Below are 17,090 nucleotides of genomic sequence, written 5' to 3' on the forward strand. Positions count from 1 at the left end.
GTGGGCGGTGGCCTCACCCTCGAGCTCCGGTCGCCTCGTAGGCTCGGCCTGCTTGCCGGCGGAGTGGTCGGTGGTGCCGCCGTCATCGCGGTCTGGACTGGCGTACTGCCGGTGCCCACCGCCGCCGTGCTCGGCATGGGGTCCGTGGTCGGCGCGGTGCTCGGCGTGTTCAGCGCCGGCGGGGCGCTGGTGGCCAACCCGGCGCTGACCGGGCTGTTCGACCAGTCCGTGGCGCACGCCACCACGGGCACCCTGGTCGTGGTCGTCGCGGTCGCTCTATTCAACACTCGGCACGGGCTGCGCAAGCAGGAGGTCGACTGGCGTACCGGCGCCCTGCTCGGGGTCATCGGCTTCCTACCGGCCACCCTGGGCGGGCTGCTCGCCACCAACGTTAACGCCTACGGCCCGCAGCTGGCGCTTGCCGTGCTGATGGGCTGGGCGGCGGTCAAGACCTGGGCCGGCGCCAAACGGTCCACCGACTTGGCGCTGGTCACCGGCAAGACCCGCCTGGCGCGGATCGTGCTCATCGGCACCGTCGCCGGGCTGCTCACCGGCATGCTCGGCGTCGGCGGCGCGTTCATGATCATCCCGGCGTTGGTGCTCGCCAGGATCATGGACTTCAAGGCGGCCGGTGACACCGTCGTCATGGTCACCGCGATCAACGCCCTCGGCGGCCTGACCAGTCGATTCGATCAGCTGGGCGCACTGGACTGGGGCGTAATCGGGCCGTTCGCCGCCGCCGCGGTCATCGCCGGCCTGATCGGCAAGCAGATCAAGGCGAAACTCCCGCTGCCGGTCCTGGAGCGGGGTTTCGCGGTGCTGCTGCTCGGCATCGCCGGTTACACCGGCTACACGGCCGGCCTCGCGCTCACCGGCTCGGCGCTCACCGCCGGGATCATCGCGGGCAACCTGGTGATCGGCGGTGCGCTGACCATCACTACCGCCGGCGCGAATACGGTGGCGCACCGTGTGCGCGGCGCGGTGTGGCTGGTGGGCAGCCTCTCGGCGGCACTGGCGATCGCGGCGGGACCGGTGTGGGGGCTGGTGCTTCCGCTCGCCTCGGCGATGGGGATGCTGCTGCGCGGCGTGTTCTCCGTGCTGCGCGGGGCGCTGCCCGGGAATCTGCCGGAGCGGATCGAGAACACCCGCTGGCTGTACCTGAGCCTGTACGGCGGGTACACGGCGACGTTCGTGCTGTCCCTGCACGCGAACGTGCCGGTCGGGGAGATGACCGCGTGGGTGTTCTGGGAGTCGATCGCGTTCGCGGCGGCGCACGTCGGGTTCATCTTCGCCGGCAAGCTGCCCCGGCTGGCCGCCGGCGACCGGGATGCCCTGGACCCGACGGTGAACAGCCTGCCTCGCCGGTGGGGCCGGTTCCTTACCATCGGGCTGTTCGACCTCGGCCACTGGTCGTGGCTCACCCGGCTGTCGCTGCCCGAGCGCGCCGGCGGCAAGGGATTCCTGGGTGATGCGCTGGCCGGCCACTGGCTGAAGGGTGCGGTGCTGATCACCATCGCCTCGATGGCGGTCGACATCGGCTACCAGGCGGTCAACTCGTTCATCAAGGAGATCCGCAACCTGGCGCATCGGATGCGCGGGCCACGGATCACCACCGTGCTCGACGACGGCGCGATGATCGTCGTCGCCGGCGGGTTGATGTGGTTGGCCAGCCCGACCGCCACCATCATCAGCGGTGCCGTGCTGGCCGGGGTGACCGCGTTCGTGCTGGGCTACCTCCGCAAGCGCGGCCCGACCACGGCCAGCCTGTGGAGCCAGATCACCGGTATCGCCGCCGAGCTGCGGTCGGTGCTCGGCAACTGGGCGCTGCCGTTGCCGAACGCGTGGCGCGCGGGGCTGTTCGGCATCGCGGCCGTGGCGGTCGAGCTCTCCCTGGAGCTGCTGCTGTTCACCAACGGGGCGAACGCCGCCCAGATCCCCGGGGTGCTGGTCCTCGGAGTGGCGCTGGTCGCGGCGCTGCGGGTGATGTGGTCGTGGTCGCTGATCCAGCAGCGGGCGCCGCCGTGGCTGTGGCGGTTGCTCGGCGTGTTGGCGCCGCCGTCGCGTCGGTACCTCGAGGCGGTATCCGCCACCTTCGAGACGCCGAGCCAGACCTCGGCGCGGATGCGCGAAGCCGAGCGGCTCGAGCCGTGGGTGACCGCGCGGACGCACCACGCCTACCCTGGGACGACCACAGTTGACCAGCTGGTTCAGTGGCTGGGCGCCTCGGCCAAGGTCGTCATCCTGGCCGCGCACGCCGCCGGGCTGACCGTGGACGAACCCGCCGGCACGGTCGCGCCAGCGAGACCGACCGGCCTCGGCGACACCTTGTCGCGCAAGCAGCTGAACCCCGAGCAACCGGGGCGGGTCCGGGCGGGCTTCGGCCGGCAGGTGGCTCGCGCGGTGACCGTGCTCGGGCTGACCGCCGGCGGGTTGCTGGCGGCCGCGGCTACCGCCTACGGCGCGCCGCTCGTCGACGGCACGCCACCGGTCCAAGCGGGTGCGCTGGTCGTCGACTGGGGCAGGGTTGCGCTGTACATGGCCGGCGTGATCATCGGTGTGGGCGGGCTGGGCTGGCTGTACCGTGCAAAGCTGCGTTCGATTCGGGACGGCGAACGCTACACGCTCGACGCCAGATCGCTCATCTGGATCCTGTTCGGCGCGCTCGCGCTTCGGCTACTGGTCTCGCCGGGCCTGCGCAACCTGGGACCGAGACCGTTCGATCTGTTCAACCACGTAGGGAACCTCCTGGGCGGCGCCCTGGTCGCGCTGGCCGCGGCGTGGCTCAAGGGCAAGATCGAGAAGCGCCGGACCGGCCGGGAGTACCTCACCGGCACGCGGCTGCGCGGCTTCTACCTCTGGTGGTTCCCCGTTGCGCTCCTGGTGACCGCTCTGATCAACACGATCAGCGAGACCCAGTGGCTCATCCAGCCGATCATCGAGCAGTTCCGCAACAAAGCCGCCCCGCCCAGCGTGGCCGACGCCCTCGACGTCATCTACAGCGTCGGATTCGGTGCGCTGACCATGCTGGCCGCCTTCGTACGCGATGACCGCGGAGCAAGCCCGTACGGCCATGCCGGCAACCTCACCTGGCACGCCGATCCGGCCTCGGAAGCGCCGATCGAGCGGGCCGCAAGCGAGGTGACGCTGGGGCGGAAGATCGAGGCCGGGGAGTACACCTGGCCCTCGGACCTGAACCTGGCCCGGCCCGGCGACGTTTGGCTGGCCTCGGCCGAGGAGCTCTTCGAACTGGCGCGGAACGTACATGGGTTGACCGCCCGTGACGCCCACCGGGCGATCGCGAGCACCATGGCGCACACCACCAGGACCGGGCGGGTGCTGGTACTCGACGCCTGGTGGAACCGGCTGACCCCCGAGCAGCGCGGTGTGGCGCTCGCGCATGAGGTTCGGGCACACCGGCACGGAACGGTCGTCGACCACGCCGCGGACACCGCCGACACCCTGGCCGAGCTGCGGCGGCTCGGCGTGGACCCCGCCTTGGTCGACGTCATCGCCACGCTGCTGGACTTCACGGCCGCACGGGAGTCACTGGAGACCTTCGAGGTGGCCGCGCTGCTCGACCGGCCGATCGAGCAGCTGTGGGACGCGGAACTGGTCGAGGGCCGGGCGATCGACGGCCTGTTCGAGCTGGTGGGCGAGCCGGTGTACGCCGACCCGGCCGGGTATCGGTTGTTCATCGACACTCGCGCGCTGGTGATGCTGCGTTCCGGCGCGCTGGACGCGAATCTCGTGTCGCTGTTGGCCGACCACAAGCTGGCGGAGCTGGCCGACGCCAGGGTGCCGAGCCACCGGCGGCCGGTCCGGCCGACGCTGCCATCGCTGCCACCGGCGTCCGAGCTGATGGCGCCGGCTGGGCAGCGCCGCCAGCGGGTGTGGGACTGGGGGCACCGGCTGGCCGAGATGACCGGCGAGACACCGCGGCTCACGCTGGGGGAGATCTTGCGCGCCCAGGGCATGGCCGGCCCGGCGAGGCTGATCGATCCGACCGAGGCGCGGCCCACCGGCGGCGCCCGGGTGTTCTACGGCGTCCCGGGCGCCGGCACCGCCGCCATGGTGGAGGCGATGCTCACCGCCCGGCCGTTCCCCGGCAAGGTCGCCGCGTGGGGTGGCAGCGGATATGGGTTCAGCGACAGACAGGGCGACGCGGCCGAGGGGATGGACGCTGGTGTGCGGCCGCTCGAGGGCTGGCTGCTGGCGCCGGGCGCGAACGTGGTCCGGTTCGAGTGGGCGCGGCGCGCGCAACAGGACGACATCGAACGAGCACTCCAGCTCGAGATGCCTCAGCTGGCCACGCCGCTGCGGGACCTCGGCGTGTGGGCGGCGCTGCGCGGCATCGACGCCCTCGAGTTCCGCAGCCCCTTCGACAGCCGGTACCTGGTGCTCAACCGGGCAGTGCTGCGCATCGAGACCCCGGCGGCCCTCCGGCCCGGGACCACAGGGACGGACCCGGCCGAGGAGCAACTGCGCGCCGAGCTGGCCACCGGCAACCCGCGGCTGCGCGAGATGCCGCACGGCCACGGCGGCGAGTCACGCGTGGACATCGACGGCCGTCCGGTGGCGGTCACCATGCCGAACCCGGAGAACACGCCGTGGGCGGATGGGAGATCCGTTCGGGAGATCGTGGCGTACCTGCTCGTCAAGGTCATCGGCTGGCCACACCTGGTCCCGCCGACCATCCTTTGGCATGGGCCGAACGGACTCGGCGCGGCACAGCGCTACCTCCCTGACCCCCGGGTCTTCCCGCTCAGCGCCCTCCAGCGTGAGGACGTGCAGCGGCTGGTGGCCCTTACCTACATCCTGCTGCACCTGAATCCGGACCCGATGAACGTCCCGGGCAGTCGCCGGGCCGACGGGGTGGTTCGGCCGTGGCTGTTCGGCCAGGAACGCTCCGCCCCCGGCGACGCGGCGATGGAGCTCACCACTCTCCCGCCCCTGGTGCAGGCATTCCTCCGATCGGGCGAGGAGCTCAGCCCCACCGTGCTGCGCGATCTGGTCGCCGCCGACGCCGGCCTGCTGTATCACCTGATCCGCGAGGCCGGCCTGGGCGTCAACGAAAGCGGCTGGTTGGTGACCAGGCTGGGGGAGATCCAGCACCTCGGCAGGATCACCGGCGAGACCCTGGAGGCCCAGCGGAACCGGGCCACCGGCAAGGGTGGCGCGCGGCAGGCGCGACCGACCAGCGAGACGACCAACGTCCCCCAGCGGGGGATCGTCGCGCCGCTGGCGTTGATCAGGCCCGAGCTGTCGCCGGCCGACGTGGAGTTGGACGGCCGGGAACTGACCCATGAAGAGAGCGAGGCGCTAGCTGACCAGCAGGACGCCTGGGACGAGGATCCACCCGTGCCGGGCGATCACGACGATTTGGTCAGGTTGTTCCGGCTATGGGTGGATGCCAGCATCGAGCGCCTGCTGGGCGGAGAGCTGAGCCGAGGCACCATCAACCAGCTCGCCGAGTTCGGCCGAACCGGTCCGATGCCCGACCTGTCGTTCCGCCTGTTGTCCACGCCGCCGCTGGACCCGGTGCTGAAGGTGGCGGCGCTGGCGGGCTACCACCGGGACGGTGACACGCTTCGGGTGTACGTCCGCGACCTGGCCGGGGTGGTCGCGGTGCTGGTCGAGACGGTGTTCGCCCCCTGGCTCGGGCTGAGCCCGGCCGAGTCACAGGTGGCGGCTGCTCTGGCGATCCGGGCGGTGCGTGGTCAGGAGGCCCTCGCCGGGTCCTGGGTGACCTCGCGTGACTTCGTCGCGGCCACGCAGGTCACCGTGGCCGCTCCCGACGCGCTCACCACCCTCAGCGATCAGCGTGCCGCCAACCTCCACCTGGGCATGCTCTTCTCCACCTGGGCGGAGTGGCTTGACCTGATCCGCGACTACCGGATAGACCTCATCAGCCTGTTCACCGGACGCGAGCTGGAGCCGCTGACCGACCCGGACTACGCGCAAGCCATCGCGCGGGCCGCCGGCCACGGGAACATGTACCCCGAGCGACTCGGCCAAGACCTGGCCGTGCGAGGCATCACCGTCACCGCGCTCAATGGTCCGGCGGACCTCATCGACCTGGTCGGCCGCCGGCCCGGGCGGTACGAACTGACCTGGAACCTGCTCGCCGACGGCACCTTGCCGATCCACTTCTCCCGCGAGGGTGCGTTCCAGGCCATCAACGCTCGCGGCCAGCCGGTGCTGGTCGCCGGCCAGGCCGTGGTCGAGGTCCTGGAGAACGGTGCGGTGGTCGGCCGAGAGTTGAACGTCCTCGCCGACTACCACGACCAGGAGCTGGGTGCGCTCGAACCCGAGCTGCTGCGGCTCGCCCACCGCGGGTGGGCACAGCGGGGGATCACCTTCCCGGAGACCGAGCGCGGACTGGATCGGCTGTCCCGGCTCGTGCTGTTCCTGCCGATGGGGACGGACCTGCCCACTCCGGTCCGGGTGGTCCTCGCCGCGGTGCTCGTGGTGGCCGTTGTGTTGCTGGCTGCGCGGTCCTGGCTCGGGTTCCTGGCCTCGGTCTGGGAGTGGGTGTCCCGGGTGCTGGGCCATCACCGCGGGATACTTGCCGTCACCGCGATCGCCGGGCTGCAGTGGTTGCTGACCGACGACCGGCTCTACGCCGCGATCGCGCTGGGCGCCGTGGGCGCGGCCGTACTGGCCGGGTTGCTCGGGTTGGATCCGTTGTTCGCCGTGAACACGGCCGCCGGGTTGAAGGCCGTGGTGACGGGGATCGCAAGCCTGGTGACTTCGGCGAAGGTGGACCGGCGCGGCCGGGCACACCCGCTGGCTTCGGACTTGGAGGAAGGCTGGGAGCCGGCCATCGATGCGACCGTGCGGCGGGCGCGACGGACCGGCAAACTCGAGCCGCGCGAGCACAACTGGTCGGAGGCGGCCAGGGACGCGCCGACCGTGATCCTCTACGACGCCGCCCATCACGCCACGCTGCTGGATGTGCGGTTGGGTGCCGGTGTCGGCGTCCGGGTGGTCGAGCGCCTGAGGGCCTACACCGCCGACGACGGACGGATCTTCCTGCCCGGCACCGCGCGGAAGCGATACAACACCGCACAGCTGGCACTGATCATCAACCACGAGTGGGGCGTCTACACCGGCGAGATCACCGACCACGACGCGCACGCCGAATGGACCCTGAACGCACTGCGCTACCTCGACTACCTCGGCAACCTGTCCGAGGGCATGACGTGGGAAGACCTGGCCGGCCGGCTCGGGATACTGGAGGATTTGGACGCGGTCGGCGGGCTGGAGATGCGCAAGCCGGACTCGGGGGAGGCGGCGAAGCCGGCCCGCGTGCGGGAACGCCATGTGCTGGGCTTGCTGGCCGGCGAGGAGCACGAGGTAGACCTGGTCTTCCAGAACGACGGGTACCCACAGTCGGTCCGAGACACCCTGGCCGACATGATCTCGCTGGTCACCAGCTCCGGGGAGCGGTGGCTGAACGGGGACCTGGTGCGCGAGACGGTGCGCATGGTCGCACTCGCCGACCTGTTGTCCCGTGACACACACGACGAGATGTTGAAGCGGGTGCGGGCGTTCTGGCTGCTGGTGCGCGAGCACAACCCAAGCGACCTCGACGCGCACGAGCGGACCAACCGGCTGTTGCGCGAGAGGCTGAGCAGGCTCCGAAACATCCACGAAGCCCATCGGGAACATTTGTTCGAGACGCTCTCGTCGGCGGTGCGGAGTCCGCATGGCCGGTGGCCGGTCAGCATCCAGATGGAGGCCATCGAGGGCTTGGACAAGCGAATCGGCGATGCGATCGACGTGTTGGGCCGGGACGACCACCTGCTCGAGATCTTCCGGTTGCACGAGGAGCGCGCGCAGCGGTTGCTTGAGGCGCGTGAGCTGAGCGCCGAGATCAAGGAGCCGCTGGCCAAGGCCGAACGGCTCGCGTTCGACGGCCTCACGGAATTGGGCTTCATGAAGCTCGGCGGCGGCTCGATAGACCTCTTCGAGGCCCTGACCACGCTGGCCACCTGGGACCGCCGAGCGGACGAGGCCCTGGCAAGCATCGAACCAGCGGGCCAGATCGGGTGGGCGGTGCAGATCCGCGGATACCTCCGCTCACTGCAGCGAGTGATCGCCGAGCAGCGCCGAGCGCTCACCGGGGGCGCAACGCGGCACAACAACTGGGGGGTGTTGGTCGGCGGGGCGCCCGCGGCGAGCGACTGGCTCCACAGCCTGATGCCCACCAACCCCATGGCGGCCGTCATGGTCACGCTCACCGCCGTGCTGGTGGTCATCCTGCTGGTATCCGAGTTGCGCAGCTCCGCAGGCAAGTTCCTCCGCTGGTTGCTGACCCGGGTCACCGGCCCGCCGGGCGAGGCAGCAACGACCGAGGCGCCCGCCGCCAGGTCCGACGACGACATCCAGATCGCCGCCGACCGCATCGCCGCCGTCTTCAGCCGCGCCGCCAACTACCTCGAGAGCGGGGAAGGGCACCCGATTGCGAGAAAGTTGGCAAACCACGCCATGATCGACCTCACCGTGGTCCACGCCAACCTTCGCTCCCGAGGGCTGGACGAGACGTCCCTCCGCGTGATCGATGACAACTTCCAAGCCCTGAAGTCCACGGTTGCCAAGCTCAATGAGGAAGGCGGTTGGGCGGCGGGATCGACCGAGGCGGGCACGCTGCGCATCGCCTCGGGCATGATCGCGCTGAATCTCGAGTGGTCGTTGTCGCGCGCGCAAGCGGTGCCGACCGTGATCGAAGCCGTCACCACCACTCCCTCGGAACACTCCGGGCCGGCTGTGGGCCAGCTCATCAACCGGGTCGACGAGCTCACGCTCAACGCCATTCATGCGGCCAACCAGTTCGTGAACCCGACGCCGGTGGGTACGCGGCGCACCAAGGCCCAGGAGCACGTAGCCGTTGGCCTGCTTGCCGCCCTGGCCGAGGCGATTGGTGCGCTGCGCGCGGCGGCGGCGCGGGCGGAGCCGGACGACGGGGACCGGGCGCGGATCGTGGCGGCGGCGGCCGAGCACCAGCACGATCAATGGCTGAGCCTGGTCCAGCCCGGTGTCCTCGGTGTTGGCGTGTTGGGCCGGGCCGATCGGGTGCTTCGGCTGGCCGTGCACCGGTTGGGCAGGGCGGCCGGCCTGCTCGCCGAGGAAATCAACGACGCGTTCCTCGAGGCCGCGGCGGTCCGGGATGAGCTGAACGACTACCGGGTGGCCGTCACCAAGGCTCAGGAGCCCGGCATGGCGGCGTTCACCAAAGGCTTGGACCCGCTGGTCGACGAGCTCGAGCTCTGGCTCAAGTCGATGCGGATGCGCGTCGACTGGACACCCGACCTGCCGGAACTGATGGCCGCCCTGATCGAACACGGCTCGGACACCGTGCGCGCCCTGACGGAGCCGGATCTTTCGGAGGTTCCGGGCGGCGCGGCTGAGGAGCTCTCGCCGCGTGCCGGCGCGCGGATCAACCCGTGGGTGCCGCGGATCGGTGCCGGGGTTGGCGTGTTCGCCGGTTTCGCGGTGGGTGGCTGGCTCGGGTCGGAGGCGCTCTGGTGGACCGGCGCCGTCGCGGCGGCGGTCCGGGTCGGGTTGCTGATCTGGCAGCGGCTGGCGGCCCGTGGCCCCACCGACGGGGCGGTGCCGAGCAACCGGCCGCAACCGATTGTCCAGGTGGTCCTCCACGTATTCGGCGGGGCGACCATCGGCGTCTTCCTGGCGCTCTCCCTGGTCGCGGCCGGGGTCGCCGGGACGGGCGTGATGATGACCGCCGCGTGGCCCACCTTTGTGGAACGGCGGCGGAACACTTCGGGAGACGGCCCGGAGCGGCTGATCGAGCTTTTCGACACCGAGCGCAACTGGTTTGCCGGTTTCCTGGCCGATGCGGCGCGCGCCACCGACGACGAGCGCCGGTCGGAGGCGTTGGACAAGGCGGTCCTGAGCTACCACGAGCTCGAGCAGCTGTTGGTCGAGCTGGAAACCACCTCGGGTGAGCTGCTGCCCCAGCAACAGCAGGTCATTGACGCCGCGCTCGCCTTCGTGATGGCCGTGTCCGGGCACGACCCCCGGTCCGCCGCGCTCCGCTTCGGGTGGACCGGCACCCGGGCCGTACTGGAGCTCGACGGGCCGGCCGGGAGGCTCACCATCGGCGCATCCGGCCAGGATCTCGCCGCCACCATCTACCGCTGGTCGCGGGTCTACCCGGCCGGTGAGCAAGGGCTCTTCGAGCTGGTCGCCGAGGCATGGCGGCACGGCGGGGAAGTGTTCGCGATGGACGACCTGCGGGTGTACGCCGCCCCGCTGGGCGAGGATCGGAGCCTGCTGCTGTCTCTGTGGCGCGGCGACCTGGATCGGCTCACCTTCGGTGACACGGGCGACCGGGTGCCGGATCCCGCCATGGCCGAGGCGCTCACCGAATCGCTGGCCTCGGCTGTCCGGGTCACCACCGCTTCGGGCATGGCGGTCAACGGGGTCGTGGTCGCGGACAAGTTTGTGGTGGCCCACGCACACATCGCCCGGGGGGCAGACGCCGCTGATCTCCTGGTCGACAACGTGCTGCCGGTGGACGACGCGGTCTTCGTGCCGACGCCGGTGTTCGGGCCGCTAGCGAAGGAGATCGCGAACGTCGTCGCCCTGCAACAGGACACCATGTCGTCCCAGCCGTGGCTCAACCTCGTCCTGCTACACGTCCCCGGGCTGCACAAACCGCCGGTACGGTTCCGCGGGGACGCCCTCACCACGTCGGACCGGCTGTTGCTCGCCGGCCACGACGGCGGATGGGGGCACAGCTACGGCGCCGTGCTTGAGACCGGCGCGGAAGTCCTCGCCGACCTGCCCGCCGATCCCAGGGATGCGGGAGCGCCGTTGTTCGACCCCGCCACCGGCGAGCTCGGCGCCATCCTGGCGCGCGGCGAACTGGGCACCGAGCGCGCCTTCGCCATCGAAGGGTGGGTGGTTGCTATCTTCGCCGGGCTCGGCATCGGGTTGTTCAGAGACCCGGCCGCGCGGGTCCGGCACGAGGTCACCGGGCGACTGCGGCTGATCAATGCCTGGGCCGAGCGCGCCGAAACTCAGGTCGCGGACTACTGGCACGCACTCGGGCACGAACTCGATGCGGCGGACGCCGCCCTGGCCGCCGTCCCGCCGCTGCTGGCTCGGTTCGCCGAGGGACCGGAGTTCGACGAGCTGCGCGCGAACGCCGATGCGACGGCGGCTCGGCTGGACGGGACCCGGGCAGCTATCGCGGCGGCCAGGGAGGCCAGGGCGGCGTCCAAGGAGCAAGCCCTGGCCCGGATCCATGACATGTTCCGCAAGGCATTCCCCGGCTTCGGCGCGGAGTGGGACGACGAAACGGACACGGGCTACCTGACCATGCCGCTGCTCGGCGCGGTGGCCGGTATGCCGAGCTGGCTGACCGGGTGGGCATCCTGGGGCTCGGGCTTGGTCATCGGCGCCGGCGTGGCGATCGTGGTGCTGAAGTACGCGCTGTCCCGCTTGCTCGACGTGGTCCAGTTCGTGGTGACCGTGCCTGTACTCAAGGTGCTCGATGAGCTCTACCGGCGAGGCGGCATGACCGAGGATCTCCAGCGGGAGCAGGCGATCCTGGCCCGCTACGGCCTGTTGGATGCGTCGTGGTTGGAGCGCCTTGCCGAGCTGCGGCAACAGGGCGCGCTGGCCGACCGGGAGCTCGATCATCAGCTGGCCGACCAGCTGCGGATGGCCCGCGACCTGCTGCCCCATGAGGTGCTCACCGATCCGGAGAAGGCCGGGTTCGAGCGGGTGACCGAGGACGGGGTGCGCAAGCTACGGCTCGCGCTGCCCGACGAGTCTCGTGCGTACTACATCGTCGGCACCCGTCTTGGCGCGGACCGGGCTGTCGGGCTGGACCCGCTCCAGAACGCGGTCGTCCAGCTGGCCGAAGAGGTCCGGCCGCTGGCCGAGGCATTGGGCCTGACGCCGTACCAGCTTATCGCCGAGCGGCTGCGCGGCCCGCACTCTTCGAAGGCGTACCGCCATGGGTTGAAGCTGCACGTGGCCGCGGACGAGTCGATGGCGTGGATCACCCGGAACGGCGAGCTGATCGACATCGACATCGCCGGCCACCCCGACGCGATCAAGCCGGCCACCGGGTCGCGCCTGGCCCACCAGCCGCTCCGGGGCAAACAGCGGATCTGGCCGGGTTGGCGGCGGGTGACGGACGGCGGTACCGGCGCTGGCGTCGGTACCAGGAGGTTGCTGCTCCTGGCCGTTGGGGCCGCGGTCAACGGGGCAATGCTCGCGGCATGGCTCGCGTCGGTGGCTCCCACGTCCGTGGTGGTGCTTCCCGTGGCGTTCGTGTTGACGTGGTTGGGCGCGAGGGCGTGGCCGGGAGATCAGCTCCGCACGATCATCCGGCTGATCCGCTACCTGGCCATCGGGGCCGCCATCGGCGTGCTCCTCGGACCCTCCCTGGCCCAGGCAATGGGGCTGGCCCAGGCAATGGGGCTGGCGAGCATGGTGTTCCCGAGTTGGCTGCTCCAGCAGCCGGGGGGTCGGCACGGGCGTGTTCACTCGCTGGCCTGGGACATGGAGAAGGCGGCGACCTCGGGTCCGGTCGTCGGGGCGACGGTGGCGCTGGCTGAGCGGGTTGGGTGGCTCGAGCCGCACGAGTACGACTGGTGGGGAGCGCCCGCCGACGCACCGACCGTGCACCTCATCTCGCCCACCCATCACGCCGAGCTGCTGGACGGGCAGTTGGGCGTCGGTCGTGGCGTCGAGGTGGCGGAGAACCAAATCGCCTACATCGCGGCCGACGGCCAGATATTCCTGCCCGTAACCGCGCGGGAGCGGTACACCCCCGCGCAGCTGGCGCTGATCATCAGGCACGCGGTCGGTGGGTACACCGGCGAGATCCCCATCGCCGACCTCGACGAGCATGCCGAGCTGACCCTGGCCGCCCTGCGCTACCTCGACTACCTCGGTGCACGCCCCACGGGCATGACGCGGGAACAGCTGGTCAACCGGCTCGGCCCGCTGGAGAGGTGGGCCGCTCTCGGCTCGCTGTGGCTGCGCGAGCCGTACACGGCCGAGGAGGAAGACGACGCCCCCGTCCGGGAGCACGAGGTGCTGGGGCTGGCACCCGACGGGGACGCCGGGGTGCGGCTGGTCTTCCAGACCGGGTACCGGGAGTCCCTCGAGAACACCCTGGCCGATATATTCGCGCTGGTCACGAGGAGCGGAGAGCGGTGGCTGAACGGGGACCTGCTGCGCGAGACCGTGCGCATGGTCGAGCTCGCCGGCCTGCTGTCCACTGACAAGCGCGACCAGATGTTCGGCCTGGTGCAGGACATCTGGCTGCTTGTGCGAATCCACGACCCGCGCGACATCGACATGCACGAGCGGTACACCCAGGACCTGATGGAGCTACTGGATCACGCGCGCGTCCTCCATGAGGCGAACAAGGCCCTGCGGTTCGCGAACCTGTCGGAGGCGGCCCTGGGTCGGCCGCACCGGCGGTCGGCGGCGAACCTGCCCGACGCGTTGCTGCGCCTTTCGGGCCTGACGGGAAAGCAGCTTGCCGACTGGTACGCACAGGAACGCAAGGCGCTGCGCGCGGTGGCCGGTACCCCGGAGGAAGCGGCGCGGATCTCCGCCCTCCAGGACGTGTGGGCGTGGTACCGCGCCAATCGTGACGATCGTTGGTTCGGCGCCCAGCTGGCGGCAGTCGACGGGCTGATCGGGCAGCTCAAGGACACCGTCGAGGTGTTGGAAGATCGGGGCGGCGGCCTGGGCCAGCTGATGGAGATTGCGCAGCTGCGCCGGGAGAGGCTGCTGAAGCTGCACGAGGCGCGGGACCTGAGTGTCGATGTCGTCACAGAGCTGGACGAAGCCGAAGACCTCGCGAGTGTGGCCATCAGGACGATGCGCTCCATCGGCCGCCTCGGCCGTTCGATCGATCTCAAAGCCATGCTGACGAACCTGGCCATGTGGGCCTCCTGGGTGAACGACGCGCTGGTGGCGATCCGTCCGGCGGGCGACATCGGGCGGGCGGGAGAGATCCGCAAGCGCCTGCTCGCGGCGCGGGACGAGATCGCCAAGCAGCGCCTGGCGCTCGCCGGGCGCGGTGGGCACAGTCACCCGTTGGCCTGGCTGTGGAAGTCCCGCTGGGCGCCGGGCGTCGAGGCCGACCTCCGGGGCATGACCGGGCCGGATGCGGTCGAGCTGGACGGGCACGGCTGGGCCGACGCGCGCGGGCCGCCCAGGTTGAAGATGTTCTCCGCCGCCGAGCTGGCCCGGCGGCAGGACCGACGGCCCGGCGTGCCCGGCGCGCTGGTAGCCGCGAACCTGATCGCCTACACCCTGGTTGAGGCGGACGGCAGCCGCACGATCTACGTGTCCGACATGTGGTGGCCGCTGCTCAGTGACGAGCAGAAGGCCGCGGTGATCGCCCACGAACTGCGCGCCACACCCGCCAACCACGACGCGGACGCCGACGACGCGCTGAATCGGCTGCGCGCCGGGGGAGTCACCGAGGACCTGGTCCGCGATATCGCGAGCGTGCTGGCCACGGTGACCCAGCGGGTGAACGCGGTCCACCTCGCCGCGACGGCCGACGGGCGGGGACGCGCACTGATGTTGGCCGGCCCGACGGCCCCTGGAGTCACCGAGGAACAGGTGCAGGGGTGGCAGACCGCCACCGATTCGGTGGACCGGTACTCGAACGGCTGGCGTCCGCCGGTCGTGGTGTCGCTGGCCCCGGCCCAGGTGGCGGAGCTGTTCGGCATCGACGAGGCGCGACTGCGCGAGGTCGGGCTGGCGCGGGTCGTCGCGATCGCCGGACACGCCTGGTACGCGCAGCTCTACGGCGGCCACCCGGACGTGCTGCTGCACTGGACCGATGACCCGGTGATCGACCTGGTCGACGGCCGCGAGACCGACCGGACCACGCGCACGGCGTACCTCGACCTCGCCGTGTTGGCCGCCATCGCCGCCTCGCCGGACCGCGAAAGCGTCCGACGGCTGGGCGAGCTGCTGGTCAACCCCGACCTGGCCGGCCTGAGCGGTCTGGAGCTGCCGGTGGGGTTGTCCGCGACCCTGCACCGGGCGATGCCTGGCAAGGACGACCGGTACTGGATGGACAGTGACCGGGCCTTGGCGCTGGCGGTGTCACTACCCGGCATCGGGCTGGACGCGGCGACGGTCCGGACCGCCCAGCGCTCGATGGTCGCCGTGATCACGCCCGATTACCGCTTCGCCGGCCACCCGTGGCGGTACAGCGCGCTCGGCATGCGGACTGACGACGGCGACGTGATCACCGCCGCCCACGTGGCCGTGGGCTACGCGGAGGATCTGCGGACCCTGCGGTTCAACGGGCACCCGGCCGACCTGGACTGGTCCGGCATCGACTACCCCCGCGGCCTCGCCCGGGCACGGGCACCTGGGCTCGCTGGACCTCCCGCCGGCGTCGAGCTCGCCACCGGGGAGCTCGCCCCGGGGACGGTCGTGGCGATGTTCTACGCCAAGGACGCCGACCAGGATGGCCGGCCCGTCTGGTCAACCATCATGTTCGGCTCGGTTGACGCCGAGCTGGCCCCCAGGATCTGGCCCGGCGCGGCCGTGGTGAACGCGCCCAGCTGGCGCGGTCTGGTCGGTGGCGTGGCCGTCGCCGCCGGTCCGGTCTGGGCCGGCCTGGTGAGCGCCCACGGCTGGGTCGACCACTCGCCGACGGAGGGCGAATCTCGCCGATGGGACAAGTCCGGCCGGTCGGGAGTCGAGCTGGTGCCGGCCGGCACCGTGTCGGATTTCCTCCGCGCCGCCCGCGGCCACGAGCGCGCGCTGGCCCGGCGCTGGAAGGTGACCTGGGGGATTCCCGTCTCGGTCGAACTGAGCCACATGCGGCCGAGGGGCACGGTTGGGCCGGGCGAGTACCGCTGGGACGAGGACCGCGGCCCCCGGCCAGACGTGGAGATATACGACGACGAGGAGCTCGAACGGCGGCTCGACTCGCGGCGGCCCAGATCGATGTCCGGCGCAACGGTGACCGGCAACCTGTACGCCTACCCACTGCTGGGCGTGGGCCCCCAGGGCTACAAGATCGCCGTGCTCAAATCCCGCTGGCAGCGGCTCAACGGGGCGCAGAAGCGGCTGGTCATCGAGTACGCGCACGACCTCGCCACCGGCAGGATCGGCATGGCCGAGCGCGACGCGTACACCAGGTGGACCCTGGGGATGCTGCGCGCCCTCGACTACCTCGGCGCGCTGCCAGAGGACATCGTCCCCGGGGAGCTCGCCGACCGGCGCCTCAGCGCGCTGGAGTCCGCGATCGCGGACGATGAGCTGCTGTTGAGCCGCCAAAAGCACCGGGTGATGGGCCTGAAACCGGCGATGCGGCTGGTCCTCAGCCCGCTGGATCACTCGGCTGCGCCCCTGCTGGACGGCACGATCGCGTTCACCACCGCCGCCGGTGAGCGGCTGCTGAACGGCGACCTGGTGCGGGAGACAGAGGAGATGGTGCGGCTCGCCAAGCTCCTCCCTGACCTGTACAAGCCGGTATTGGCCGAGGTCAAGGCGTTCTGGCGGCTGGTGCTGGCGCACGACCCAGCCGACTTCGACGAGCACACCCACGCACACCGGGTGTTGCTCGACATGCTGGCCAGGCTGCGCGCCGCCCACGAGCTGCGGAAGGAACAGCTGGTCAAGCAGTATTCCCTGGAGTTCCTCGGCCCGGTGGGCCAGCGCTCGCTGGACCCGAAGGCGCTCGCCAGGTTCCTGCCGGGTCCGGATCCGGTCCGGCAGCTGCTGGCCCGTTTGTTCGCCGAGGGGCGCAAGGACCTGCGGGCCGCCACCCCCGGCTCCGAGGACGCCGTGCTGCTGGCCGTGACCTTGCGGCGCCTGTTGGCGTTGTCGCCGGCCGATCTGGACGCCACCAAGCTGGCGAAGAAGCTGGCCGACGAGGAGACCAGGGAGAGGCGGACCAACGAGGCCCTCGGCCTGATGGGCAGGGAGGCCGATCCCGCGAATCCGCGGGACCAGCGGGTCAAGCGGCTCTTCCTGCTTCGCGCTGTGTCGCGGCAGTGGCAGGAGTGGCTCAGGCAGCTGGGCGCCCTCCGGTCCTTCACCGGGGGCAACGGCACCCCAGG

1 protein-coding gene (cut by a window edge) is annotated in these 17,090 nt (G+C 70.9%); it reads left to right on the plus strand.

Going from position 1 to position 17,090, the window contains the following annotated elements; translation table 11 throughout:
• Positions 1-111: 111 nt before the first annotated feature.
• Positions 112-17,090, plus strand: partial view of an MFS transporter gene (locus tag ABEB12_RS20285; protein WP_345702983.1) — the 5' end (the start) only. The gene runs 87,631 nt beyond the window's last position; only the first 16,979 of its 104,610 coding nucleotides appear in the window; its start codon is at positions 112-114; the stop codon falls past the right edge of the window.

Source organism: Actinospineispora eucalypti (assembly GCF_039543365.1).
Classification (GTDB): domain Bacteria; phylum Actinomycetota; class Actinomycetes; order Mycobacteriales; family Pseudonocardiaceae; genus Pseudonocardia; species Pseudonocardia eucalypti.